The sequence below is a fragment of the Endozoicomonas sp. ALD068 genome, assembly GCF_049310145.1.
Classification (GTDB): Bacteria; Pseudomonadota; Gammaproteobacteria; order Pseudomonadales; family Endozoicomonadaceae; genus Endozoicomonas_A.
Window position 1 is genome coordinate 2,494,275 of sequence record NZ_JBLYNU010000004.1, and the last position, 26,587, is coordinate 2,520,861.

At 47.8% G+C, this 26,587-nt stretch carries 19 protein-coding genes, 4 tRNA genes and 1 riboswitch; of the genes, 15 read left to right on the forward strand and 8 right to left on the reverse strand.

The window, feature by feature from the left end; translation table 11 throughout:
- Positions 1-12: 12 nt before the first annotated feature.
- A complete protein-coding gene (locus tag ACO6V5_RS08700) occupies positions 13-3,789 on the reverse strand; it encodes a PEP/pyruvate-binding domain-containing protein (RefSeq protein ID WP_422412858.1) in 3,777 nt (1,258 codons plus the stop codon).
- A gap of 333 nt (positions 3,790-4,122) precedes the next feature.
- Between ACO6V5_RS08700 and ACO6V5_RS08705 the strand changes: the two genes are divergently transcribed.
- From ACO6V5_RS08705 to ACO6V5_RS08750, 10 genes are all read left to right on the forward strand, one after another.
- Positions 4,123-4,803, forward strand: coding sequence for a response regulator transcription factor (locus ACO6V5_RS08705; protein WP_422412856.1), 681 nt, complete (start codon positions 4,123-4,125; stop codon positions 4,801-4,803).
- 206 nt (positions 4,804-5,009) lie between these two features.
- Positions 5,010-6,962, forward strand: a complete 1,953-nt coding sequence (gene acs, locus ACO6V5_RS08710; RefSeq protein ID WP_422412854.1) for an acetate--CoA ligase — start codon at positions 5,010-5,012, stop codon at positions 6,960-6,962.
- 147 nt (positions 6,963-7,109) lie between these two features.
- Positions 7,110-7,186, forward strand: a tRNA-Met gene (locus ACO6V5_RS08715).
- A 46-nt stretch (positions 7,187-7,232) separates the two neighbouring features.
- Positions 7,233-7,309, forward strand: a tRNA-Met gene (locus ACO6V5_RS08720).
- Positions 7,310-7,356: 47 nt separating this feature from the next.
- Positions 7,357-7,433 (forward strand) — tRNA-Met (locus ACO6V5_RS08725).
- Between the two features lie 47 nt (positions 7,434-7,480).
- Positions 7,481-7,557: transfer RNA gene (locus ACO6V5_RS08730), tRNA-Met, on the forward strand.
- Between the two features lie 110 nt (positions 7,558-7,667).
- Positions 7,668-8,549, forward strand: coding sequence for a patatin-like phospholipase family protein (locus ACO6V5_RS08735; protein WP_422133430.1), 882 nt, complete (start codon positions 7,668-7,670; stop codon positions 8,547-8,549).
- Between the two features lie 208 nt (positions 8,550-8,757).
- Positions 8,758-9,336, forward strand: coding sequence for a DJ-1 family glyoxalase III (locus ACO6V5_RS08740; protein ID WP_422413319.1), 579 nt, complete (start codon positions 8,758-8,760; stop codon positions 9,334-9,336).
- Between the two features lie 282 nt (positions 9,337-9,618).
- A complete protein-coding gene (locus ACO6V5_RS08745; RefSeq protein WP_422413317.1) occupies positions 9,619-11,064 on the forward strand; it encodes a hypothetical protein in 1,446 nt (481 codons plus the stop codon).
- Between the two features lie 385 nt (positions 11,065-11,449).
- On the forward strand, positions 11,450-11,866 hold the full coding sequence (locus tag ACO6V5_RS08750; RefSeq protein ID WP_422133427.1) for a hypothetical protein: 417 nt from the start codon (positions 11,450-11,452) through the stop codon (positions 11,864-11,866).
- An 83-nt stretch (positions 11,867-11,949) separates the two neighbouring features.
- Here the strand turns inward: ACO6V5_RS08750 and ACO6V5_RS08755 are convergent, their stop codons facing one another.
- Positions 11,950-13,659 carry an AMP-binding protein gene (locus ACO6V5_RS08755; protein ID WP_422413315.1) on the reverse strand — a complete coding sequence of 570 codons (1,710 nt, stop codon included), beginning with the start codon at positions 13,657-13,659 and terminating at the stop codon, positions 11,950-11,952.
- Positions 13,660-14,184: 525 nt separating this feature from the next.
- On the opposite strand from ACO6V5_RS08755, the gene sctD reads away from it, so the two are divergent.
- Genes sctD through ACO6V5_RS08775 form a run of 4 tightly spaced genes read left to right on the forward strand, consistent with a single transcriptional unit; the run spans position 14,185 to position 16,594 of the window.
- Entirely contained in the window at positions 14,185-15,678 is a 1,494-nt protein-coding gene (gene sctD, locus ACO6V5_RS08760; RefSeq protein WP_422137772.1) for a type III secretion system inner membrane ring subunit SctD, read from the forward strand.
- Positions 15,653-15,913 (forward strand): hypothetical protein, encoded by a 261-nt coding sequence (locus tag ACO6V5_RS08765; RefSeq protein ID WP_422133424.1) that lies wholly within the window; start codon positions 15,653-15,655, stop codon positions 15,911-15,913. Before sctD ends, ACO6V5_RS08765 begins: the two co-directional genes overlap by 26 nt.
- Positions 15,914-15,951: 38 nt before the next feature.
- Positions 15,952-16,191 carry a type III secretion system needle filament subunit SctF gene (gene sctF / locus ACO6V5_RS08770; protein WP_422133423.1) on the forward strand — a complete coding sequence of 80 codons (240 nt, stop codon included), beginning with the start codon at positions 15,952-15,954 and terminating at the stop codon, positions 16,189-16,191.
- Between the two features lie 28 nt (positions 16,192-16,219).
- A complete protein-coding gene (locus tag ACO6V5_RS08775) occupies positions 16,220-16,594 on the forward strand; it encodes a tetratricopeptide repeat protein (protein ID WP_422133422.1) in 375 nt (124 codons plus the stop codon).
- Here ACO6V5_RS08775 and ACO6V5_RS08780 read toward each other — a convergent pair.
- The 3 genes from ACO6V5_RS08780 to ACO6V5_RS08790 all read right to left on the reverse strand — a co-directional run bounded on the left by ACO6V5_RS08780 (position 16,591) and on the right by ACO6V5_RS08790 (position 22,150).
- The gene (locus ACO6V5_RS08780) at positions 16,591-19,998 is read right to left on the reverse strand and encodes a DUF4135 domain-containing protein (RefSeq protein WP_422442400.1); all 3,408 of its coding nucleotides are present in this window, start codon (positions 19,996-19,998) and stop codon (positions 16,591-16,593) included. The genes ACO6V5_RS08775 and ACO6V5_RS08780 overlap by 4 nt on opposite strands.
- Positions 19,995-20,423 carry a CesT family type III secretion system chaperone gene (locus tag ACO6V5_RS08785; protein WP_422133420.1) on the reverse strand — a complete coding sequence of 143 codons (429 nt, stop codon included), beginning with the start codon at positions 20,421-20,423 and terminating at the stop codon, positions 19,995-19,997. Before ACO6V5_RS08785 ends, ACO6V5_RS08780 begins: the two co-directional genes overlap by 4 nt.
- A gap of 131 nt (positions 20,424-20,554) precedes the next feature.
- The gene (locus tag ACO6V5_RS08790) at positions 20,555-22,150 is read right to left on the reverse strand and encodes a Na+/H+ antiporter NhaC family protein (RefSeq protein WP_422413708.1); all 1,596 of its coding nucleotides are present in this window, start codon (positions 22,148-22,150) and stop codon (positions 20,555-20,557) included.
- A gap of 181 nt (positions 22,151-22,331) precedes the next feature.
- A riboswitch (Lysine riboswitch) is annotated at positions 22,332-22,524 on the reverse strand.
- A gap of 370 nt (positions 22,525-22,894) precedes the next feature.
- Here ACO6V5_RS08790 and ACO6V5_RS08795 point away from each other — a divergent pair.
- Positions 22,895-23,167, forward strand: a complete 273-nt coding sequence (locus ACO6V5_RS08795; RefSeq protein WP_422413706.1) for a HigA family addiction module antitoxin — start codon at positions 22,895-22,897, stop codon at positions 23,165-23,167.
- 97 nt (positions 23,168-23,264) lie between these two features.
- Here ACO6V5_RS08795 and ACO6V5_RS08800 read toward each other — a convergent pair whose 3' ends face one another.
- The 3 genes from ACO6V5_RS08800 to guaA all read right to left on the reverse strand — a co-directional run bounded on the left by ACO6V5_RS08800 (position 23,265) and on the right by guaA (position 26,512).
- A complete protein-coding gene (locus tag ACO6V5_RS08800; protein WP_422492089.1) occupies positions 23,265-23,831 on the reverse strand; it encodes an REP-associated tyrosine transposase in 567 nt (188 codons plus the stop codon).
- 160 nt (positions 23,832-23,991) lie between these two features.
- On the reverse strand, positions 23,992-24,741 hold the full coding sequence (locus ACO6V5_RS08805) for a metallophosphoesterase family protein (RefSeq protein WP_422413702.1): 750 nt from the start codon (positions 24,739-24,741) through the stop codon (positions 23,992-23,994).
- Between the two features lie 193 nt (positions 24,742-24,934).
- A complete protein-coding gene (guaA, locus tag ACO6V5_RS08810) occupies positions 24,935-26,512 on the reverse strand; it encodes a glutamine-hydrolyzing GMP synthase (protein ID WP_422413700.1) in 1,578 nt (525 codons plus the stop codon).
- Between the last annotated feature and the right edge of the window lie 75 nt (positions 26,513-26,587).

Genomic DNA, 26,587 nt, shown 5'->3' on the forward strand with positions numbered 1-26,587 from the left:
CACCCATCGGCCTTAAGAAATACCACAACGCATTTCATCGACCCATGTTGTCAGAGTCAATCTGATATTCTCCAAACGGCCCCCGATGTATCTAATAACTTTGGGGTTTCTTAGCTTTGCTGCATCGATAAAAGTCTGATCATACATAAACTTGAGAGCCGCATATTCGATAGCACCAGGATCCACTGCAATTAAGTCGAGCATATACTCGCGATCACTCAACAGGCTTGCCTCGACATCCATTAAACATTCAACATCTATAGCAACCAGCTCTTTAATAAAGTCTTTATCGCTTCGGATTCTTTCACTGGCAAACTGCAGAGATCTTGAAAACTTTTTGACAGCAGCCTTGACAACATCATAATCATCCTTAAATTTCGGTCGGAGGTACCCCAGTTCACAATCACAATTAGACACTAAGGCGATGGCGACATCTTTATCTTCCTTCAGTTCTTCACTAAAATGCCTCTGTTTTTCCGGACTTGTTATAATGGCTTCTAATACAAGTTCTTTATCACCTCGAATCCTTTGGCTGACGTCTTTCAGCCCATTCTTCGCCAAGGCTTTGCTGACCTCTTCTTTAATATCCGAAAGAGACTGACTCGGTGGCACAGCAAACGTCGGCTTGAAATCGCGTGTTGGTTTGAGAATATAGTATTGGTCTCTATAACGGTCATAAAAATCCTCAAACGGTGGAATAGAGTAATGGGCTTCTAACAAAAAAAAATGATGTATCAGCTGCCTGCGGGTGCTCTCACTCAACTCATCACTTCTGAATATCTCCCTCAGACTGTCCTGCGGTTTTTCCCCGCGAACGACTAATTTCCGACACTCATGTAACTGCTCAGCAAAATGAACAATCTGTTGAAGGTGGTTGTTTAATAACTGGCAGCAAGCGGGACTAATAGTAAGGCGGTCAATCTTCAGATAAGGTATTGCGAAAATGCAGTGTTGAAAATTGAATGCATCAGTTTCTACTGTAACATCGGGATTAAGACGTTGCGCAAGCAGGTTAAAATCCCAACGAGATTCCTCCAGAATGACTGCTTTTTCAAAGGCTATATCGAAAGCAAATATAGCTTCTAAGACAATCATCAGTTTTTTAAAGGCAGCCTGCATAGCTTCACGTGTTTTCATTCCCGGATATTCGACAATTAATTCACGCGCCACAGGGTTGCAGGCGAGTTTCATGCCAGCAGCATTTTCATCCAGTTTGATCGCTTTCAGAAGTTGTGCCAGAAACCACACACGCTGAAATTTGCCATTACTATAAGCTGCATCAAAATCGTCAGAAAATTTCAGCCGCAAGGTTCGTCCTTTTCCACCCTCTGCGTTTTCAAGTAATTCAACAAGGCCCACATGCCCCCCTGCCCCTAATTTCAGATTAACAATCAATGCATCATCCATGCTGATGACAGTCGTTTCACGCGCTAACTGCCAGATGGATTCCTTGACGGACGGACTCAATAGTGGTGCCTTTTCACCCGACTTGCCCGGAGTTGTGCAATCAACAAAGGTGATGCGCTGTTTGTAGTTTGACCTATCCCTAACCCGCTCCTCAGTTAGCCTGCCCTGACCCGACTCCAAAGTGACCGGCGCCAGGGCCTCTATGAAGCGCTGGTGCAGGGCAAAAATCAACTCATGGACACTTCGCACCTGCACTGCGCTCTCGGGATTCAGTGCCTGAAGACAGGATCGCAGCTGATGACAGTCTGCCACCCAGTGACAAAAATCTCTCGGGTATGCCTGCCCCTTTTCAGCGGCTTGCATTGGCAGAATAATTCTCTTTAACACTGATTGAATGGTCTGTTTCAGCATTTCGAAACGTTTGCTCAGTTGCGGTAATTCTTTCCTCTTTGGCTTGAGCTGAGATAGATCACCGTTACCCGCCAGACTCAGGAAAGCCCCATACCCATCCAGCAGTGCTTCAGCCCCACCAACCAGTCGAATTACGCTGTCCTGAGTCTTTGCGAGTAGCTCTGATCGTTGTGGCGACATGCTCAGTTTTACCGGGTTTGCCAGGCAATCCAGTCCGCCGCCGGGGGCAAACAATGCCAGCAGGCGGGCATTTTGATCCGAAAGCCATTGAAAAGCACTGGCCACCTGAAGGAATGTGCCTTCAGGTGGGGTCAAATCATCCCTTGAGGGGACGGCCTCTGCTGAAGGTTCATCAGAAAATGCAGTAGACAGGCTTCTGTGACTGGCCAGCTTTCCGGAAAGGTCACCCGCAACGATAAAGGCTCCGGGCTCACCGTTAAAACGGGCGCAGGCCAGCGTCGCCTGTTGGCCATCCTGAGTGGCCAATGCCGCAAACTGTTCACCGGCCCGCATTAAGGGTACTTTTTCCTGTTTCAGGACGATCGCTACATGATCATTGAACCCTGCTTCGGCCAGGACAAAACCCCCTGCCCGTTCCAGGAATTTGCGCTCAAGCATCCAATCTTCAGCGTGGTCAGCTACGACAATGGCTCCCTTCGGCATAGAGTCTGCCGCTTGTCGTTTGGCCAGCCAGAGTGGTCCGGTGCAGAAGCCTTCGCTGATACCCTCGCCAATGGCCAGAGCCTCTTCAGGTATGGGCATGGCAAAAACCATATCGCCAGAAAGTTGGGTAACAGGGCGCACCTGCACCACGAAAAAGCCACCCTCAGGGTCGATAGCAAACTCTGCATCCACGGGGCAGAGCAATAGATTTTCCAGCTTTGTCAGCGCCTTTCTGATTTTAGAAACCATTTTATCAGGGAGTCGCTGTCCACCTTCGTTTGATTGGGCATCGGCATCAGCAATTCTTTTTTCCGAATAGCCGTTATTGTGCTTTTCCAGGATAAAGTGGCTTGAGATCCTCCCGGGAAAGTATTGCGAGCGGCCAGCCTCTTTTTTGCGATCCTCGCGAAAAATATCGATGCGGTGTGGTGTGTTACCAGACTGCCCTGCCACTGCGCCTCTGGGTTGACCGCGCGTGTACTCAAACCTGATGGTTTTATCCTGAAAGGATTGAAAAGTCGTGCCGACCCCACCATACAAGCAGTCAATACACTCCTGGATAATCAGCGCCATGGGTTGCGGTGCACCTTCGGGGCAGACTTCAGGCCGGTAACCCGAGGCCATAACCTCAAGACAAGTAAGTAAAACATCGTCTTCATTCTGAACTTTAGAGAGGTATTTGCCCGCCTGGGCATCGCCGTAGTTATCTTCATTGATACCGGAACTACGGACAATAACGGGCTTTGATTTGGAGGATCGGTCCAACTGTCGGCGCAGCTCCCTGATGTGTTGGGCCGCGTCAGAATCTTTAACCTGTTCGTAATAGTCATCACTGACAATAAATTGTGCCAGACCTGCCAACCAGTTATTCCTTTTGGTTTGCTCTGAAGGCGGCAAGGTGTTGAGGTATTCCCGGATGTTCGTCAGGCTGGTCTCTGTGCCCCATTGAGGGTCGATCCCGGGGAGATAACGGGCTAAACGATGGGTATCCACAGGGTGTTGTTCCAGAGCATTCATAACCTGGGCAGTAACACATTTGAAGGGTGGAACAGACAGACCGGCTTCTTTCATGCGCTGCAAAAACATACCCTTGCCGCCGAGCTGCTCCCGGTTGCCAGGAGAACGGTCAGCAGCCTGACGTGAGCGGCAGGTGCGCCTGGTGAGTGACTTTGGATCGGGTACGCCATCGGGATCAAGAACACTGAAATACTTTTTTGCAGGTGCACGATTAACCTCAGCAACCTGATCGGATTGAGTTGTCGGGCTTTGACGATTTAACAGGCCACAAGTAAAGGTAGATAGTTGCATCAGGATTCCCCCCCTATGTTATTGTTCTTCCCCGATTTAATCGCTACTGCAAAGAACGATTACTTATATAACTTTCGACAATGATTTTTTTATAAAGTTCACCCGTCGTCCTGAAGTACGCAATTTGATCAGGATAAAGAATCCAGTCTTCTGAATGCCAATGAAAAGACTCTTGAGAAAATCCCGACAGGTTCCAAAAACCAAAGATCCAAACAACTGCGGCCGATAGAAACATTGTTCAGGACGCAGCCGGGACTTGATGTCAAGGCCGGCTTCAAAACAATAACAACGGTCGGCCTCCACCACTGACCAGGTAATTGGCACTCTGAGTCCATGGAATACAAGATCATCATTGCAGACGACCACCCTCTGTTCAGGGCCGCATTACAGGCAGCTCTGCGTCAGGGGCTGGAAAATCCTGAAATTTATGAAGCCGGGTCCATCGCAGCCCTGCAGAATATCCTTGAACAGGTGCCATCGCCTGACTTGATCCTTCTTGATCTCAACATGCCGGGTGCTCATGGCCTTTCTGGTCTGATCTTTCTCAGGGGACAGTATCCGCAGGTCCCTGTTGTTATTGTTTCCGCTTCCGAGGATGCCCAGATCATCCATCGCTCACTGCATCATGGCGCTCAGGGTTTTATCCCGAAATCCTCACCTCTGGATGTTCTGAAGAATGCCGTGTCTCAGGTGCTTGAGGGGAAGACCTGGCTGCCAGAATCGCTGCCCGAACTGCCAGAACAGGGACAGCTGTCCGAACTGGAAGAAAAGCTCGCCACACTGACGCCACAACAATTCAGAGTTCTGGGCATGATTAGCGAAGGGCTGTTGAACAAACAGATTGCCTACGAACTGGAAGTATCAGAAGCCACGATAAAGGCACATATCACAGCTATTTTCAAAAAACTGGGCGTTCGCAGCAGAACCCAGGCTGTGATTGCCATGAACGAGCTGGAAATTGATCAGCCTTTCGCAGGTGACAACGGCTCGTCTGCTGTCCCTCCTCCTGCTTAATCAACTCACGGTCAAATATAGCCCTGACGGATACAGGCGCTGTGAGCGATGAGAATAGAATTATGGTGACAAAGTCTGATTTCTTTATGGAAGTATCGCCTTAAGATGACATTCAGACACCACAATGCTAAAAACTACAAACACCGTATCAATACACTGCCAGAAGAACAATCACAAGAACAATTAAAATAAACCAGGGATTCATTATGAACGAAGTGCGTGTGTACCCGGTAACTGAGGTCCAACGAGAGAATACATTGGCAGATAACAAACGTTATCTTGAGATGTACCAGCAATCAGTCGTCAGCCCCGAAAAGTTTTGGCGAGAGCATGGCAAGAGAATCGACTGGTTCACTCCATACACTCAGATCAGGAAGGTGTCGTTCGATCATGAAAATGTCGATATCAAATGGTTCTTCGACGGCACCACGAACGCCTCTTTCAACTGTCTGGATCGTCACCTCAACAAAAAAGCCGATCAGGTTGCCATCATCTGGGAACCGGATGAAGAAGGTGACGCCTCGAGAAAAGTGACATACGGAGAGCTTCATGAACAAGTTTGTCGGTTAGCCAATGGGCTTAAGAGTCAGGGCATTGGTAAAGGTGATGTTGTCGCCATATACATGCCAATGGTCATAGAGGCCACAGTGGCGATGCTGGCCTGTTCACGCATTGGCGCCATTCACTCAGTCATCTTCGGTGGTTTTTCTCCTGAAGCCCTGGCGGGAAGAATAATCGACGCCAACGCCAGGCTGGTTATTACCGCTGATGAAGGCATTCGGGGTGGACGGAAAGTCCCTCTCAAAAAGAATGTTGATCAAGCCCTCGAAAACCCGGAAGTGACCAGCGTTGAAAAGGTCATTGTTTTGCGACACACCGGTGAAACGGTTTACTGGCAGGATGGTCGTGATCTGAGCTGGCAGGATCTGACGACCATGGCTTCACCTCACTGCACGCCTGAAGCGATGAACGCCGAAGACCCACTGTTTATACTCTACACTTCCGGCTCCACGGGCAAACCTAAAGGCATTCTTCACACCACTGGCGGTTATCTGGTTTATGCATCCATGACCCATCAGTATGTCTTTGACTATCGGGAGGGTGAAGTATTCTGGTGTAACGCTGACATTGGCTGGATTACAGGCCATACCTATGTCACCTATGGCCCACTTCTGAATGGCGCCACCATGGTTATGCACGAAGGTGTACCCAACTACCCGGCCTGCAACAGAGTCAGCAAGGTCATCGACAAACATCAGGTTAATATTCTTTACACCGCCCCCACGGCAATACGGGCGCTAATGGCTGAAGGTGATGCGGCTGTTGCAGACACTCATCGCTCCAGTCTCAGACTTCTGGGCACTGTAGGAGAACCGATCAACCCCGAGGCATGGAACTGGTACTACAAAACCATCGGCAATGAAAACTGCCCCATAGTAGATACCTGGTGGCAGACAGAAACGGGAGGGGCCATGCTGACACCTCTCCCCGGCGCCACCGATCTGAAACCCGGTTCTGCAACTCGCCCATTCTTCGGTATCAGACCCGCCCTGGTTGATAACGATGGTCGTATTCTCGAAGGCGAACAGGAAGGTAACCTGGTTATTCTCGATAGCTGGCCCGGACAAGCCCGGACCGTCTTTAATGATCATGAGCGCTTTGTTCAAACCTACTTCTCCAGCTTTAAGGGTATGTACACCACGGGTGATGGCGCCCGCAGGGATGATGATGGCTATTACTGGATCACGGGGCGTGTTGATGACGTTCTCAATGTCTCCGGTCACCGCATGGGTACTGCTGAAATTGAGTCCGCTCTGGTTTCTCATCATGATATTGCCGAAGCTGCTGTTGTTGGCTTCCCACACGATATCAAGGGGCAGGGAATATACGTCTACGTAACACTGATAGCCGAGTCTGAGTATTCAGAAGAGCTACAGAGTGAATTAAGACAGTGGGTTCGCAAGGAAATCGGCCCTATAGCCTCACCGGATATCATCCAGTGGGCTCCGGGACTCCCCAAAACCCGATCCGGCAAGATTATGCGCCGAATCCTGCGCAAAATTGCCTCAGGGGACTATGAAAATCTGGGAGATACATCAACACTGGCAGATCCTTCTGTTGTCGAAACGCTCATCAGGGACCGCGCATTAGCGGGCTGACCTTGTTCCCGGACTGAGATTTTAAACCCACAGAGAGCTCTGCATTCCGGAGCTCTTTGTCTCACCCTTGGTATAGTTATTAACCGCAGCATTTTAATCTTTTATTGACTTTAGGGATCATCGTCCATACTATGCGCTCCTCGTTGATGCGGGGTGGAGCAGCCTGGTAGCTCGTCGGGCTCATAACCCGAAGGTCGTCGGTTCGAATCCGGCCCCCGCTACCAACAACAACGACAGTTGATTACCAGAAAACTGTCGGACAGATTTCGGTGCGGGATGGAGCAGCCTGGTAGCTCGTCGGGCTCATAACCCGAAGGTCGTCGGTTCGAATCCGGCTCCCGCTACCAACTTACAACGACAGTTGACCACCAGACAACTGTTGCACAGATTTCGGTGCGGGATGGAGCAGCCTGGTAGCTCGTCGGGCTCATAACCCGAAGGTCGTCGGTTCGAATCCGGCTCCCGCTACCAACTTACAACGACAGTTGACCACCAGACAACTGTTGCACAGATTTCGATGCGGGATGGAGCAGCCTGGTAGCTCGTCGGGCTCATAACCCGAAGGTCGTCGGTTCGAATCCGGCTCCCGCTACCAAATACAAGCCGGATTTTCCGGCTTTATTTTTTTTGCAGAAAAAACTTTTAATGCCTGCATCAGGCAGGGATAAAAGATTTCTCTTCCGTTCGTGACTGTTTGGGATCTCAATGCAGAAAAAAGAGGCCAGCTCACTCACAAAAACGGCACTTGTCGTTGAGGGCGGAGGAATGCGTGGTATATACTCCGCCGGCATTCTGGACGCCTTCATGGACAAACGCCATCGGCAGTTCAATGGCTTCTATGGAGCTTCGGCCGGTGCGCTCAACCTGGTTTCCTTTATTGCCGGTCAACGGGGTCGTAACCTCGACATCTACACAGGCGCCTGTCTGGAAACCCATTTCATCAGCCTCAAGCGCCACATGAAAGGCGGTAATCTGTTTGACCTCGACTGGCTGTTTGATCGCATCCAGAGACAGCACATGAATATTGACAAGTTTCGAAACCATCTTCGAGACAAAACATTCACGGTTGTTACCAGCTGCGCAAGTTCAGGTTACCCTATCTACCACAAGTTCGATGAATACTTTGAACTGGAACAACTGTTCACAGTTCTGAAGGCCTCCAGCGCACTTCCCATGATTTATCGTAGTACCATAACCATTAATGAAAGAAATCATGTAGATGGAAGTCTTGCCGACCCCCTGCCAGTTATGAAAGCTGCCGAGGATGGCTATGAACACATAGTTGTGTTGAGGAGTCGCGAAAGCCATTATCGCAAGAAGGCTTCGTCGAGCAATAGATTGCTGGCCTGGCAATTCCGAAAGCAACCTGAAGTGGCCGAGCTGATTCGCCAGCAGTACTCAATCTATAACGAAACTCTGGACAGCTTTGATCAGTTAAAACGTAATGGTATATCCATTACAGAAATTGCTCCGGATACTTCCCTGAGTTCAACCAGAAGCACGCGAGACCGTGCCAGACTGGTTTCCGACTACCACAAAGGCTATTCCGCAGGGTTTTCGTTCCTCCAACAGCTCAATCAGGCCTGACTGACCTGATCCTGGTGATCATGCCGATTTACAAACTCTGTAACATACTCTCTGGCTTTATTAACCATCCCTACTAGGCTTATGAATCTGTGGAACTGACGATTGTCTCAATCAGCTCGACAGGCTCAGCAGTGCCTGTTCTAAAACCGCCAGATTCAGAGCAGGTTGTATACTTGCATTCCGAAGGTTCAACCATAGAGGTTTCATTATGCCAAGGCAGATTCTCGTTCCGGTTGCTCATGGCTGTGAGGAAATTGAAGCCGTCACTATTATCGATACCCTTCGCAGGGCCGGAGCCCAGGTCTCTGTCGCTGCCTGCACTTCCGATGGCAACCTGGAAATTGAGGCATCCAGAGGTATCAAGCTGATAGCCGACGACCACATCGAAGTATTTCTCAATAAAAACTTCCACCTGATAGCCCTGCCCGGGGGCATGCCCGGGGCAGCCAACCTCAGAGACAACCCCCACCTTACGGAACTTTTGCACCGGCAACACAAAGCCCAACGCTGGTATGCCGCTATCTGTGCCTCATCAGCTGTTGTTCTGGCTCATCACTCACTTCTCGATAATGTGCGTGCTACCTGCTACCCCACTTTTTTTGATCAGCTGGAGGGGGCTCTGCCACAACCGGAAAGCCCGGTGGTCGTCGATCAGAAAAACCGGGTAATTACCGCTCAGGGGCCCGGCTGCGCCATGAATTTCAGCTTCGCTCTGATTGATGCGGTATACGGTAAAGACGCCTACCGTCCTATAGCCAAACAGATGCTGGCAGACTGGGCACTCTGAGCACAACATCCAGACAGTGGATGTTATGACATTAAGCTGCCATGAACAGCAGTGTATTTCGTTAAGCCTGAACTCAAAAAACTCAGCGCCCTCTTTCGTCCGGAAAAAGTATTCCCCAGTAAGCCACACCTCATAATGGCTTTCAGCTGCGCCGCAGGCGCTCTGAGGTAGAATTTTGTGTTTTATGTTCTTTCCAGGTGGTTAGTAAAACTCACACTTTATGAACTTTGGTTTGAGATCAGAGTCTAAATCATATATCTAATGATTAAAGGGTCTTGATATATGGATGGCATAGGAAAAGGAACTGATTTTCAAGTCGGAGTCATGAACAGCTCATTGCTCAGGTCATACAGAGATGAACCATTGTGGAATGGAATTCCTGTTTGCACAGTAAACTGTACAGAAAAACATATTTCATTTTGTCCAGACCACGAACACTCTACCCGCTTGTTCAATCGCTCAATTGAATTGTCTTTGAGTAATACTTGCATTGATTTCATCAAGTATTCTGTCGGAAACAAATGGCAGTTAATGGCATCATCTTTAGGTTTCACTGATACTGAAATTCAAGAACTTCAGTATACCTATCTCCGTGGAACCGAATCTCATCACAACAAGCTTCACTTTAAACTGCCTGACTTTGTTTTTTTAATTGAAGCTATGATACGAAAAGCACAAATTGATAAAAATATGGATTCAGAAGCTATCTTTAATGCTATCGAAAGAAGTGGGCATTTTAACAAAAAATCCTACCCATTTCGGGAAATACACAATCAAGAAAAAATCCAGACAAATCCTTTTCCTGATAAATCAGGCTGCTTTACATCATATATTTTTCTTATTTGGATTAAAAAAGATGAAAGCTCATTCGCTTTACCAAACACAACGGATTGCCCGGTAAAACAAAGATGTTATGACTGGGCTCAACACAATAACGATAAATTAGTTGTTTTATGGTACAGCTCATCAATGTTATATCGAAAAGAAGAAAAAAACACATTCTCAGATTTTCAAAGGAATATTTTATCTGATGGAATTAAAAATATATTGATCCTGGATATTGATAATATCAACTGGGGTGATGAGGAAAGATATACTTACTGGCATATAGGAAAATCCAGAATTTCTGAAACATTGGTTTTCAACAAGGAACTAGCGTTCAGTCAAGTTATAGATGGCTTAAGACCTGTGCTTTTATCAAAAGGAAGTTCTTATATAAAATCTGCGATGAGGGAATCACATATTCATGAAAAGCAAATTCCAACTATGGGGGCTTATTTTGATGTAGATTATATACCTGTCCCGTTCAAATCATTTTATCATCCCTATAGAAAGATTTGTAGAGACGGTACTTTTGATAAAATATTTTTTTTTGAAGGATCGCTTTCTATTAGTGGCATGGTGCCTAACAGCTTTCTTGCCACTTATGAAGATAATAATGATTTAATAACAGATTACCCAATGTGCGACGCATATGGAACCTTGTCTTTTTACGCGGATTACAGACCCCATCTTGTTGCAACAACCAGACTTTTCAGGATGTCTGATTGTATATATGATGACGATGGGCAATTACTGAAATGGGAAAGGCAAGCTACCTGGACTGAAAAATATTCAGACAAAACACTCTACAACAGCGCATCTAAAGATAAACCATCTTTACCTGACTACTTGGTAAAATACAAAGCATCAGGCAGCTCAGGATCTGACCCAATGGTGCAGGATTAATGTTGATTACATAGCGCCAAATTCAGCAGTAGAGCCACTTGCACTGTCTGCCGGAATTTTTACGGATTTGTTTTTCTCATATGCACCCTCATTTATGACAATGGTATGAAATTCAGGCTGGCCTTCAGCATTGATAAAATTCACTTCAACCCAACGCTGACCAAGTTATACCAGATTCGCTACAAAAATTGTCAATCTATCAACACTTTACTCTGAAGCCGTATCTTCTGATGCCTCAAGTAAATCTGAAAGTCATCGAAAACACTAATTACATAATCAATCATAAGCTTCCCTAAGCCAGGGATATATGGTTTGATTGAAAAAGAGGTTAGAAAAAGCAGGTAAGGACGCTTGCACTTATTAATAAAGCCTTGAGGTACTCATTATGGAAAGCGTAATCATTCTGTTCTTATGTGGACTGGCTCTCTATCAGTTGAGCCTGAGACAAGACAAAATGGCTGAACAGCTGATCGCTCAGACGTTTAACCGGTTTGAACGACGCTACAACGATATTACCTACTCCTGCCTGAACTCTACAGTTGTCAAAAAACAACTACATGGCTTCCCTGCAGTCCCCCTGGTACCATCTGTTAACTACACGGCCAGAGCCTTGTGTTATTCGGAGAATAAAAACTGGTTCTGGTTTGATGCCAGTATCCGCAACATGAAGCTCTACTCGACCAGCATCACTCCTGTTTCACAACCAGAAGCCTGCGATGCACTTAGCAATGATCCAGAGGTACTCAGCCAGTATTTTCCGGAGAATAAAGACAACGAATCCAAGGCTGAGACAAGTACCTGATAAACTATCTACTCAAAATATTTTCAGGTACTCATAAAAAAACCAGCGCAAAGCCGGTTTTTTTATGAGTACCTGAATGGATATCAGGAGTTTTTTTCCAGCTCTTCCTTACGCAAATCTTTCCTCAGAATTTTTCCGACCGGTGTCATGGGTAGCTCCTGACGGAATTCTATATCCTTGGGCACTTTGTATGCAGTCAGATGATCCCTGCAATAAGCCACCACATCTTCTTTCTTCAATTCGTCGTCTGCAGGAACCACAAACAACTTGATTCTCTCTCCGGTGACGTCATCAGGAATGCCGATGGCGGCACAATTCTCTACCCGGTCAAAGCTGGCCACTATATCCTCAATCTCGTTAGGGTAGACGTTAAAGCCGGAAACCAGGATCATATCCTTGATTCTGTCGACAATTTCAACAAAGCCGTCTTCTTTAATGACAGCCACGTCACCGGTTCTCAGCCAGCCATCCTCAGACAGCACCTCGGCAGTGGCTTCTGCCCTTTTCCAGTACCCCTGCATGACCTGGGGTCCTCGCACACACAGTTCCCCCCTCTCTCCTACGGCTTGAGCTTCGCCGCCATCATTAATCACTTTCAGTTCAGTACTGGGCAATGGCAGCCCGGCAGTGCCCAGCTGGGCAGTATCGCCAAAAGGATTCATGCAAACTGCTGGAGAGCACTCCGTCAAACCATAGGCTTCCGAGACATAACATCCGGTAAATTTCCGCCAGCGAATTCCGGTTTCTTTCTGCAAAGCCGTACCACCGGAAAGGGTAAGTTTTAGTTTACTGAAATCGCACCCCCTGAAGTCTGGGTGATTGAGCAAACTGACAAACAGCGTATTCAAACCAATGAAGCCAGTAAACTGCCAGGGCTTAATAAATTTGATAAAGGTTTTGGTATCCCTGGGATTGGCAATCAGGACATTCTGATTTCCCATATACGGCATGCAGAGCAGATGCACGGTAAACGCATAAATATGATAAAGAGGCAGTGGCGCCACGAGAATTTCATTGCCGAGCTGCTGTACCCGCTGACCACTTTCATCCAGCTGTGAGAGAGCTGACGCGGCCTGAAGCATATTGGCAATCAGGTTGCGTTGAGTCAGTACCGCCCCCTTCGCAACCCCTGTGGTTCCGCCCGTGTACTGGAAAACAGCAGGGTCCTCAGGTGCAGGAGGATTTTCAAGAGGTACAGCCTGAAAGGCTTCGCCTTTTGCCAGTGCATCCCTGAAAGACACCGCCTTTGGCAGATTAAAAGGCTCCACCATCTTCTTGACATGTTTTGCAGCAAAGTTAATCAGGGTACGTTTTGCAAATGGCAGCATGTCGGCCACGCGGGTTACAATCAGGTGCTCAATGCCGGTTTTTTCTACAACCTCTTCAACCAGATGGCCAAAGTTGTCCATAAACACCAAAGCTTTGGCACCGGAATCATTGAACTGATGCAACATTTCCCGATCGGTGTAAAGAGGGTTGGTATTAACTATGACAAGACCTGCTCTGATGGCTCCGTAGACGGCTATAGGATACTGAAGCAGATTCGGCATCTGGATGGCAATTCTGTCACCAGGCTTCAGGGATGTGTGCTCACGAAGATAGTTGGCAAACTGCTGACTGTAGCGGTCCAGATCACCGTAAGTCAGAGTATACCCAATACCTGTAAATGCCGGTCGGGAAGCATTTTTTTCAAGAAGCTCCTCTATAATCGCCAAAAGATTGGGGTAGCGATCGGGATCAATAGTTTCAGCAACGCCAGCCGGACGCTTATCGCTCCAGAAAGATGCTTCCATAAGTACCTGCTCTCTTCTTGTTATCATGCGACGACTTCTGGCGCACACAAGTGATCGTTCGCCTGCTGCCGCATACATCACCATTTATATAAGAGTGTTCGCACTTTTGGGTCTGGCCGACTTCTGTCGTCAACCGTCAACTACCAGCCCCATAGGCTCTTTGCTCTTACAGCCGCTTTGGTGCATTTGTAGGGTAAATACGCTAAAAATGCACCTGCACTCATATAGCCGCTAAGGGAGTTTTACCAGCTTTTCGTGGTTGATACTAACCTTATCAGCACTTTGTTCGAAGATGTAGACCAAATAAAGAACTCTGGAAAAGATAGGTAGTTTCACTTAACCTAGGATTTAAATCACCTGAAAATCAAAGTTTATAAAATCTTTATCAGGGGAAAGATAGCCCAAAAAAACCATTTCATTTTTTAAACTTAAGAACGATGAAATGAGATAGGCTCTGGGAAAGTGAAAATAACCATTAGCCCACGCAGAACCATCAGCTAAGGAAAGCATTTCGGGTAGACGGCCATGATCGAGTTTTACCTTAAAATACTCTCTGGCAATCACCAGGGGGCTGAAATTCCACTTGAACCCGGAAGCTACTCTCTGGGCAAAAGCGATCAGTCTGATCTGGTCCTGACCGATGAATCACTCAGTGATCTGGAACTTATAATAAACATCAGCCCGCAGGGTCAAATCAAAATATCCAGCCAGTCTAAAGACGGATTACTCTATAGTAACGGCCTGCCCCGGGGCTCAGAGCTAAACGCCAGTCATTTTGACATCATAACCTCCAGTCAACTGTTTTTTTCTCTGGGTCCTGTAGATGCGGATTGGCCCGATCAACCACTGCCAGAGCTTCAGAGACCTGACCCGGAACCGGAAGAACATCAGAACAAAGGCTCTGAGCAAGATGAAGATGATGAATTCCCCGATGCTCCAGACATCCTGACGGAGGATGGGGATGAAGAGCTTGACAGTGATGACCTCAATAACCTGAACAATGATCTGGATGACATTGGCGACTCTCTGGCAGATGACGAAGAGGCTGAAGACGAATCAGAGGAGTTTGAGAACCCCCTGAAAAATATTGACCGGAAATGGCTGATAGGAATCCCGGCAGGCATATTTGCACTTTTCCTGCTTCTTATTATTTTACTTTCAGGTGGCTCTGATGAAGCGCCTCCTGAAATAAGCCATCTTGATCAGGCCAAAGAGATCCGCAATCGACTGAACCAGAAAAACATCAAACTGAAAGAGCTTCCTGACCAGAGCATCCTCATCTCTGGCTACACCCTGACAATGAGTGATAAACAGACAATCCAGCGTGAACTTCGTGAGCAGGGGATTCCTTTCAGCTCACAGCTGGTGGTCATGAGTGAATTAAGGGCTAATGCCGATGTGCTTTTAAAGAATCAGGGGCATACGTCTCTCAGTCTGGAGCTGGATAACTCGCCTGGTTCACTGGTTATGACCGGTTATGTTGCCTCCTCAGAAGAGCTTCAGAAAATCACTGCCGCTCTGAAACAGGAGGTTCACGGACTGGTTTCCATTGTCGATCAGGTAGAAAATCAGGCAGGTCGTCTTAACACGCTCAAGTCCATGCTCAGGGAGAAAGGCCTGAGCCCCCGCATACATTTGATACAAAAACCTAATCAAATCACTTTAGAAGGCCACCTCTTGGACGATGAACAAGTATATAACCTGAACGATGTGGTCACACGATTCAGAAAACAGTATGGCAATCAGCCCCAGCTGAAACTCGCTACCAAAACAGCTGGAGCACCTGCCAAAGTATTAAACACCCCACTGGCCCCTTCTCTGAAGATTCGGTCAGTGAGTATGGGAAGGGTGCCCTTTGTAACCATGGAAGATGGTGCCAAATACCTGATCGGCGCAAAGCTGGCCAACGGGTATATAATTGAAGATATTAATCTTGACTATCTTTTATTATCTAAAGGCACAGATCGGATCAAATATCGTCTTGGAGGCAACAGTGAAGGACCCACAAACCGACAATGAGAAAGTCCATCTCTCCGACCTCGAAGATCGCCTGATTCAGGACACTGACGGTGAGCTCAAGGAGCAGGTTCTGAAGGAATTGGTGGATGAAGCCTTGCGCCTGAAGTCGGAACGGGACAAAGGGCTTTCTCCTGATGAGTTTGAAATCAACGACAAGATGATCACTGCCCTGATCGCCGCTGCTGAAGTCGTTGACAAGACCTGGAATACTCATCACAAGAAACGCGCTGATTAAACACCTTCTGACAGCTACGTCCGACAGGGAGAGGGATCATGGCAGAGCAGAGAGCCAACCATTTAAACTTCGATCATGTACAGAACGTATTTGGTAAAACGGCCGAAAATCTTGATCAGGCCCTGAAAAGCAAAATATCGAGCATGGACCCGAACAATACCAAAGACATGGTGGAGTTTCAGGTTGAGTTCAATAAATACATGATTATTGAGGGTTTGAGATCCAGCATCATCAAATCCATCAAAGACACACTCCAGAGTATTATCCAGAAGTTGTAAGCCGGGTAAACAGCAAGAGGCCTGAAACATGACCGATGAAAAAATAATCAAAACCCTGGCAGATGTAGGCTTTATGGCCTCCAGCGTGGGTATGTCAAAACATGCTTTCGGTATTTTCAGCGCTCTGGAGAAAGCCAGACCTGAGAGCATCCTGCCTACTCTGGGCTTTGCCTTGACCTTCATTAATAAAAAGATGAATCAGGAAGCCCTCGAGATTCTTCATAAGGAAGCCATCCCAAAAGATCCTGACAACCCGACGGTTAAAGCCTTTATCGGTATGGCTCTGATGATGGAAGGAAGAAATAAGGAAAGTGAAGATTACCTGACCACGGCCAACAAAGAAGGTGACCAAGAGACCACCATCATGGCCAAAGAGCTATTGGAGAACATCAGAAAGGGTTAAGTCTTTCTCTCCCTGTCAGCCAACGCTTCCAAAACCCCATGCCTGAGCTCTTCAGGCATTCCTTCTCCCGCATTGATATGTTGCTCAAACCAACCTTCAATCATCTGCTGACAGGCATTCAGGAATCGATCCCTGAGCTTGTGATCCGCCAGGCTGGCAATCAACTCTGACTGTTTTTCTATGGTATTTACAGAAAAGTAATGACGACTTATTTCATCCAAAGTTCCATCGTATCGCTGGACAAATACCCCGGTCTCTCCAAGCTTTCTGACAAATTCACGCTGCTCCAGAGCCAGCCACCCATCCGTCACCGACTCAGCCAGAACACTGACCGGCTCCTGCCACGGAGCATCAAGCCAGCGCTGACTGACCTCGGCGGCCAGCGTGATGCGCCTTGCCAGACGCAGAAAATAACCTCTGCGGCGCTCTCTGGAAATATCCTGCAACTCTCTGGCGACATGAAGGTCACGAAACTGTTTGCGAGCCTCATTGAGATTCCAGCGCGGCTGATACCTCACCTCACAGCCTGCCATCGACTTCAGGTAATCACACCACTGCTGTGAATGTTGAGAAATAGCAGACACTGAACATCGAAAGCCTTCCACAAACGCTTTGCTATATTGAGAGGCCACTGACGGATGACGATTATCCAGAGAGTGTCTACCCTCTTCCATCAGCAGGTGATCCAGAAAAGGAGTGATTTTTTGCGGTTGTTCCGCCACCAGCTCACCATTTTCCAGTTTGACGGAACGGTAATGAGTCTGACAGGTATGGAAATTTTCCCAGATTTTCATCAAACCGGTCTGGCCCAGGCTGGAATCCCGAATGCCTCTTAAAAAACCCAGCTCGGGATTTTGCAACTCTGCCTGCAATTGCATAATCACAGCACTGTGAAGTGCTGTCTCAGCATCAATAAGGTAAGGCTTGTTACCATTGATATGAAGATTTTTGCTGTGAATATCTGCCAGACCCGACATAAGACAGAAGCCGCCCGCCACACCCATGCGACGATGGTAAGTTTCTGGATCATCACACTCAGAAAGAGTTTCCGGAGCAATAAACTCAACATAACCGTAGGAAGACTTATTCAATATCCTGAATACACCCAGAGCTTCCGAGTCCTGCAACCAGCCATTCAGTGACTGGGCCATGCTCCGCTTATCACCCAGTAATAACTGGTCAATGGCAAGATCCCTGAGTTTGTATACCAGGTGCTCACCATTGTTAAACGCCAACTGGTAAACGGGCGATCCAGCATCTGATTGCAAATGACGAATAGAAATCAGACCAGAAGCCAGTTTACGGCTCTCTCCAAGCTGAGGGCTCCCTGAAAAAAAGTAATGATTGATCTCTGACAAGTCCTGCTTTACCCGACTCAGCAATGAACGGATCACTCTGACTTGCTGGAAAAACTCTTTCTGAATGTTTCGATACCAGTGAGGATAGGCTTCAATCAGTGTCTCCATCCCTTTGGATTCCAGTAGCTTTAGCACTTCACCGTAGCTGGTCAATGTGTGATCTTCTGCAAACCAGCCAATAGCCTGCAGCAACCTGTCATCCATCCATTCAATGACTGACTGGGCAATGGATTGAATCAAGCTACTTTCTGAACCCTCTTCAGAACTATCAATGTCATTCACATAACTCTGAATGAGTTGGACGTATTGAGTGATAACGGGCTTGATCCATTTGGATCTCAGCTGCTCGGGAAAGACCAGGCCACACACCGGGCAGGGATCTTCAACCTTGAACCAGTCCGGTAATCCGGGGAAAGAGGGCTTGCGCCCCTCTGCCTCATCGGAAAAAGAGACCAGCTGATACTTCAACATCCAGGATAATAAAAATAATAAGGTCTGCCTTTCAGGAAACAGCTTCTGCATGTTGCTGACGCTTTGAGGTGTCACCAGTTTCCTGATCACCTCTCTTATTTCGTTTTTATCAAGGAGATGATTCAGCTGATTGAAAAAGAAACCTCTCTCCGACATCAACAGAATCCGGAGACCTCTGTCGGTGGCTACAAGGAAGTCCGTTTCCTGCAGAGCCACAGACGCATAATGCCCAAACACGTCCTGGTAGGGCATACCCACTGCCCTACCCTGATGATGTCGTATTCTTGATGCTTCCAGCCTCAAATCGTCTACCAGCCGGTGATACTGATCAATCAGCAAAGGCCAGCTGAAGGTTTCATTCACCCTCCGGATGGCCGCACCGGACATCTCTTTCCGGATAGATTCATCCATTAATAATGTCGACAAGGCTGTTTTCAACGCTTCTATATCTACAGCGACTCCCTGAGCCTGAATCAGCTGAGCCTGAGTTTTGCTGACAAGGCTGAGAGAGCGGGAAATATCATCATGGTCAGCCGATGTGGTTTTGATCAGGAAACCTTCCTGCCCGGAAACAATCAAGTCTCGATAGCCATTCCAGTCTGAAAGAATCACCGGAATACCTGCCCTCATTGCTTCTAACGGAGCCAGCCCAAAGCTCTCCTGAACATTATCTGCAAGAGAAACAAACACATCCGCTTCAGCCAGCAACTGCTCCCGCTTCTCATCATCAACGGAGAGTTCAAAGCGAATACAATCTTCAAGATTGAACTCATAGGCCTGAGCCAGTAATGAGCGAACATATTCGCCGGAGGCATCACCAGCCCCGGCAATCACCAACTGAAACCGGGAAACGGTTCCTTCCTCAAACAGATCATTCAATGCCAGTAATAATGGATGAAGGTCCATTTTATCGGCTGCTGATAGCCTGCCAAGACAGAGTATCTGAAGCACATTACCTTCTCTGGAAGGGACAGCCTCTTGTCTGGCCGGCTCAATACCCAGCGGAATAAGACTGACCTGCCCACGATAAGGAACAGCCCTGCCCACAGTATCACTGACACTGGCACTGGCCGAAGAGATCAGACGCTTCATCACGGTTTTCTGAGCTGTGGAACTACAGAGGATGGAGTCACAAGGTTTAACGGGAGAGAAGATCAAATCCCTGACCCGGGATAAACGGGCATCATCACTGAGACTGTGAGCCCTGCCAGTGATAGGAAATATACTGGACGCATGTCTTTCTCGCAGAGCGGCCAGGTCTGATATGTAGGGATCGCCGCAATGAAAAACGCTATAAGCATGCCTCTGAAAACAGGAAGGCAGGTCATGAACCGGCAGAATATTGATATTTTTACCCGCCCCGTACTGGTGCAGGTATTCTTTCCAGTCTTGCCTGAAAGCAGGAATCTGCCCTTCATGAAGAAACAGATGCAGTTCGTTAAAACGGCTGTATCGAATCACCGCCTTCAAAAAGGCTTCATTGGCCTTACGGAGTCCGTTATACCCATCGATTGAGTTCTCTGCCCAGGTGACAAGACAACCGAATAAAGAATGATTAGAAACCGGATCCATCATGGCATGATCATCGTTGGCATGGTCGGCATAACAGTCTGCTCCTGACCGACTTCTTTGAGGTAATACTCAAAGTTATTGGCAAACTCAGCCAGAGCTTCCTCAAGGAGGTTGTCATCCATCCCCTGAAGCGGGCGGGAGTAATGTAAAGCTAACGCATCTTTCTCAGGCTCTATGGACAAAATAACCCGCTGGGTAGTCGCCAGACCCACAGTTTTGGTCATCAGATTTCGGAGGATATTTTCCCGATCTTTTTCACCAGGTGGCAGCTGGGCAATGACGCCATGGATAAAGAATCGCCCATTGGCCTGAAAACAGGTGAACTCAATGCGGCTGTCGATGGTGAGGTAATAGCGGTTATCGCGAAAGTCCAGTTCACCCAGCTGATTATTGCGGGCAACGGCTTTCATAAGATTGTCGAAACTCATAGCTTCCCTGCTCCGGGTGAAGGCATCCATGCCTTCTGATGGGGTATTAATTACAGTTTACTATGAAATACTGTTTCGGCAGGTAGCGGAAAAAATCTCCCGGGATTATAACTTGTAAATACCGTCTGAGCTTATTCTGCCAACAGGTGATCTTCAGATTTGGCCATCTGCCCGGGGGACATCTTGCGAAAGACAAGCACAAGCAAAATAAAACCGGCTCCGGAAGCAAGAAAGCCCATGATTGAAGAATCCGTCAGCCCCATCACCAGATAGCCCAGCATAGCCACAACAGCAATACTGAGGGCATAAGGAAGCTGAGTCATGACATGATCAATGTGGTGACAGGAGGCCCCTGTAGACGACAGAATCGTAGTATCGGAAATCGGTGAGCAGTGATCGCCAAACACCGCACCGGCCAGAACAGCGGCCAACATCGGCAGAATCATGGCAATATCTGCTGCTGCAGCCATATCTCCCGCTATGGGCAACATGATGCCGAAAGTGCCCCAGCTGGTGCCGGTTGAGAAAGCCATAGCGCCGGAGACCACAAACAGGATCAGAGGTAAATAGCCAGTATCAATCTTCGAGCTGCTGACCAGGTGAGCCAGGTACTTGCCGGTTTCCAGAGAGCTGATGATATCCACCAGCACCCAGGCCAGCACCAGAATGTAAATGGCAGGCAGCATGGAGCGCGTACCTTCCACAATCGCCTTACCCCAGGTGGAGGCATCCAGATTATGGCTGAGCATTCTGATCGCCGTGACCAGAAGGCCAGCAAGACCACCATAGATAAGCGAATTGACCACATTGGTGTTTTCAAAAGCGCCCAGAATAGAGAATGGCGTACCGGCTTCCTGAAGCGCAGAAGCGCCCGTAGCAATCAGGGAAGCGGTCGTCGCGATCACGAGAGAGAGAACAGGAATCACAAGATCGGCAACTGTTCCTTTTTCACTGCTACTGATGGCCTCAGAAGATCCCGGAGGTGTCCCCTTTCGGCTGTCATACAGTTCACCGGCTCGAGCACGGCGCTCATGGGTCCGCATAGGACCGATGTTTAAATCCATGGCCGCAGTACAAAACACCAGTGCCAGAGCAAAGACAGCGTAGAGGTTCATCGGCACCATACTGACAAAAGCACCAATAGCAGTGACATCGGTCACTTCATGGGCCACCAGAATAGTGCCAATCAGGGCAATGATGTAGGCACCCCAGCTGGAGACAGGTGTAATGACACAGACCGGTGCCGCCGTTGAGTCAATCAGGTAAGCCAGCTTGGCTCTGGAGACACCCTGACGATCTGTCATGGGACGACCAATATTGCCAACGGCCAGTGCATTGAAGTAATCATCAATAAAGATAATGATACCCAGCAGCACAGTCACCAGTTGTGATCCCTGCCGGGATTTTACTCTCTGACGAGCCCAGTCACCAAAGGCTCTGGCGCCACCAGAAACATCTATCAGAGTGGTAATGATGCCAAGTATCACCAGAAAGAACAGAATAAAGACAGTGCCTGTATTGAGACCATTATCCCAAAATATCCCGGCAAAACTGTTAAGCAGGTAAGAAAACGTTCTGCCGGCGCTGAAGTCAGTCAGCAGCAGCGTACCGGCAAGGATACCTGCGCCAAGAGAAAACAGGACGTGACGAGTCAGAATCGCCAGGATAATAGCCACTGCCGGAGCGACTAATGACAAGGATGATGTGCTGTAACTGAGTAATTCCATAAATACTGATCTTTTGGGTGAACACGTCCGGAGGGCAGAATATTCATGACTGCCGACTTTAAGCTTAATTCACGAGACAGGATCAGGAGGGCAATGGATTGAAGCAGAATACGACCGGATAGATCCCGTATCTGCCTGTTGCTGAGCAACCTGCCTTTTGGGCAAAGTCCTTCAGAAACGATTGTCCAGTAGCGCTCCACAGTAAAAACTGTGACAGTGATACACCTCTTCGATGTACCACCAGCAGATGAGTTTGACGACGACTCTGCTTCGGCACCTTTTCCTTTCATCCGGCTCTCTGTCCTGGTCAATCCAGGACATACGGAGTCACCCTGCTACGGATTACTGATAAACGGTGCGCCTCTACTTTTAGTCTTGATCCATGGATTCCAGAGATCAAGGCTGATTATTGTGGGAAATTCCTCTGCCATTTGCAGAGAAACACCCTTTCACTCATAACCGCTCTCTTACAGGCTCTGTAACCTGAAACGAACCCGGCTTATGGTGTTTATTAAGAGGATCACAGGCAGAAGTGTAGCGACATCATCCTGCCACGTCACTCCTGCTGATGGGCGGTAATTATGCACATCGCTGGATGATTGACAATTGTGAGATATAGTTAGTGAAGTTCTGCTCTTAATGGAAACAGATTCTTCAGGTTCTCATCTCATCCGATGCTCTTGGGTTTGACAAACATTAAATTACTGCAAGGTCACAGCGATTATCACAGGGGAGTAATTCATTATGTTCAACCCAGTGCACCCCGGCAAGGTTCTCAAAGAATCTTATCTGGAGCCACTGAATATCAGCGTAACGGAGGCTGCCAAGCATCTGGGAGTTGCGCGTAAAACCCTGTCTGAGCTCGTTAACCAGAGATCAAATGTCAGTGTAGAGATGGCTTACAAATTAGCTAAGGCTTGCAATACCTCTCCAAAGCTGTGGCTGAATATGCAGGTTAACTACGACCTCTGGCGCAACAGGGATATGGACAAAATCCAGGTCGCTGCCTTTGCTTGATGACTAAGACAATTTCTCTGGTTCCCACACACCAGTGTTTAATCATGGCTTTTGCATGACTCGTTCCCACGCTCCAGCGTGGGAATGCATACCTGACTCACCATAACCGATCCACCTCCAACAAACCTTCAACGCCGACGTAATTACTTGCGCTGGAATAACGCCAGTACTCCGCCCTATCGACATAACCTCTTTTCACCGGGTTTTGATGAATATATTCAACTTTCTGTTTCATCATGCTTTCACTCTGGATTAACTCAGGATGTACACCTTCCTGCCAGAATTGATAGGCCCTGTCGCCCTTGTGTGCTTTTTTGTAGAAAGCCAGCTGATCCAGTAATGTTGTTACATTCCGCTCTGTCAACCATTTGAGCAGTTGTCTGGCTGTATATGCTTTGAATTTTGCTATGTCTCTATCCAGCTCTTGGCTTTGAGCTAGAAGGTGAAGATGGTTTTCAAGAATCACATAAGCGTGTATTTTCATCCCCTGACTCATCATGTACCTCATTGAGTCGAGAAGTATGGCGACAGTCTCAGGTCTGGTAAAAACTGAGATCCAGTGCAAAACGGTTATTGTCATAAAATGAGGTTGGTCTGGCTCCGTAAATTTGTATCGACTTCTACCCATATTTAATTCCGAGTGAACTGTCAGTCTGATATGCATTCCCACGCTGGAGCGTGGGAACGAGCCATAGTAAGGAATCTTTTGAAAGCTCTGTTTAGCTACTTCCGATGCTGCTTATGAGAATGCCCTACCCTATGATTTCTTCGGTTCCCAGGCTCCAGCCTGGGGACCAGACACAATTCACCGGGATTCATAATATCTATATGACAGCCCTTCCACTCTCCAGGGCTATCGCCCAGTCCAAGCGATTTCTCTGCTTTGCTGCCTGAACAGCATTCTCATATTTATATGGAATTCTCATATGTTCAACTTGCCAACCAGATGAAGTACTTTCAACAATGCAGTACGAAGCCAAATTGGAATAGTTTTCCATTTTGTGGGGAATTGGCTCATCATCAAAATAGGCGGGTAATCCGACGCTTCCGGGGTTTACAACAAGCTGGCCGTTACTGAGCTGCACAGAGCGTGGAATGTGGGTATGACCACATAAAATCAATGATTCTTTGACCCCTGCCAGTAATCCCAGGATTTCTGTATCTGATCTCACTCTGGCATAACCTTGAGCAACATCCTCAAGCATGTAGACCAGGTCATTGTCTGGAGTGCCGTGACAGATGAAAACATCATTATCCAGAGATTTTGCTTCTGGTAATCCCCTCATCCATTGGAGTGGCTCTTTACCCAATTCGGATAAGATAAACTGCATTGTTGGATTTGAAGAGATCTCTGATTCTGTAGCCTGATAAATTTGACGGTCCTGATTCCCTCGAATCGTTATTACTTCTTCTGTTTGGAGAAGATCATAAGTTTCTCTTGGAGCCAATGGGCCATATAAAATATCTCCAAGATTTATAAGGCCATCAACGCCTTTGCGTTTTGCATCCAAGAGAATGGCTTCCAGAGCCCATACATTGCTATGAATATCAGAAAGTACTGCAATTTTTTTCATATTCTTGGTTCTGCAATTTACTCAAATGTTTGATTTGGCCATGTAACAGCTTACTTGCCGACTCAGTTTCGCATAACACACTTAGTGTGAAAACCAGAGTTTTTCGGCCCCCTGTGGAGCGTGAGAACAACTCAAAAAAAACGGCTCATCCTTCGACAAGCCGCTCCATTTCACTTAACCGGTCAATCCGATGCTATTCCCACTCAATCGTCGCAGGTGGCTTGCTGGATACGTCGTAAGTCACCCGGGAAACATGCTCTATCTCGTTGATGATCCGGCTGGAAACCTTCTCCAACAGTTCATAAGGCAGGTGGGCCCAACGAGCCGTCATAAAGTCGATGGTTTCTACCGCGCGTAAAGCCACCACATACTCGTAACGGCGACCGTCACCAACCACACCTACGGATTTAACCGGCAGGAAGACAGCAAAGGCCTGACTGGTCTTGTGATACCAGTCGGCTTTATGCAGTTCTTCAATAAAAATGGCATCTGCCTCACGGAGAATATCGCAGTACTCTTTCCTGACCTCTGCCAGTACCCTTACGCCCAGACCCGGGCCGGGGAATGGGTGACGATAAACCATGTCATAGGGCAGTCCAAGCTCAAGACCAATCTTGCGCACCTCATCCTTGAACAGTTCACGCAGAGGCTCAACCAGCTCCATCGCCATATCTTCAGGTAAACCACCCACATTGTGGTGTGACTTGATGACATGGGCCTTGCCAGACTTGGCGCCTGCTGATTCGATTACATCAGGATAGATAGTGCCCTGAGCCAGGAACTGGACATTATCCAAGGCAGCAGCCTGCTGATCAAAGACTTCAATAAAGGTGTTACCGATAATTTTTCGCTTGGCCTCAGGGTCCTGAACACCTCTTAGCTTGTCCAGAAAAAGCTCTTCAGCATCAGCGCGAATAACACGTACCCCCATGTTCTCAGCGAACATGGCCATCACCTGATCACCTTCATTCAGACGCAGCAGACCATTATCGACAAAGACACAAACCAGCTGATCACCGATAGCCTTGTGCAACAGCGCTGCCACAACACTGGAATCCACACCGCCAGAAAGACCCAGCAGTACGGTTTTATCACCCACCTGTTCCCGAACGCGGGCAATGGCATCCTCAATAATTTGTCCCGGAGTCCAAAGCTTTTGGCAGCCGGCAATATCAATGACAAAACGTTCCAGGATGCGACCGCCCTGTTTGGTGTGAGTCACTTCGGGGTGAAACTGGACACCATAGTATTGCTTCTCTTCACAAGCTATGGCTGCAAAAGGACAGGAATCGGTAGAAGCCGCTACCACAAAGCCTTCAGGCAGCTGGGAAACCTTGTCGCCGTGGCTCATCCAGACATCCAGACTCAGACGACCCTGCTCATTCACATGGTCTTCAATGCCATCGAACAGTCTGACCTTGTTTTCCAGATTCACTTTGGCATAACCGAACTCACACAGATTTGAGGTCGATACCTTGCCACCCATCTGCCCTGCCATAGTCTGCATGCCATAGCAGATACCCAACACAGGAACCCCCAGATCAAAAACAGTCTTCGGCGCGCGAGGCGAAGCATCACCAGTCACGGATTCAGGCCCACCGGAAAGAATCACCGCCCTGGGGGCAAACTCGACAATAGCCTGCTCATCCATATCATAGGGATGCAGCTCACAATAAACGCCTATCTCACGTACACGACGGGCGATCAGCTGTGTGTACTGGGAACCAAAATCCAGAATCAGAATTCGTTCGGCGTGGATATCCTCTAACATGTGTCTTCTCAAAATTAGATAACTGCTACGACAAGCAACAAGCGGTCTTCGAGGTGGATGAAGGCCTGTTACTGA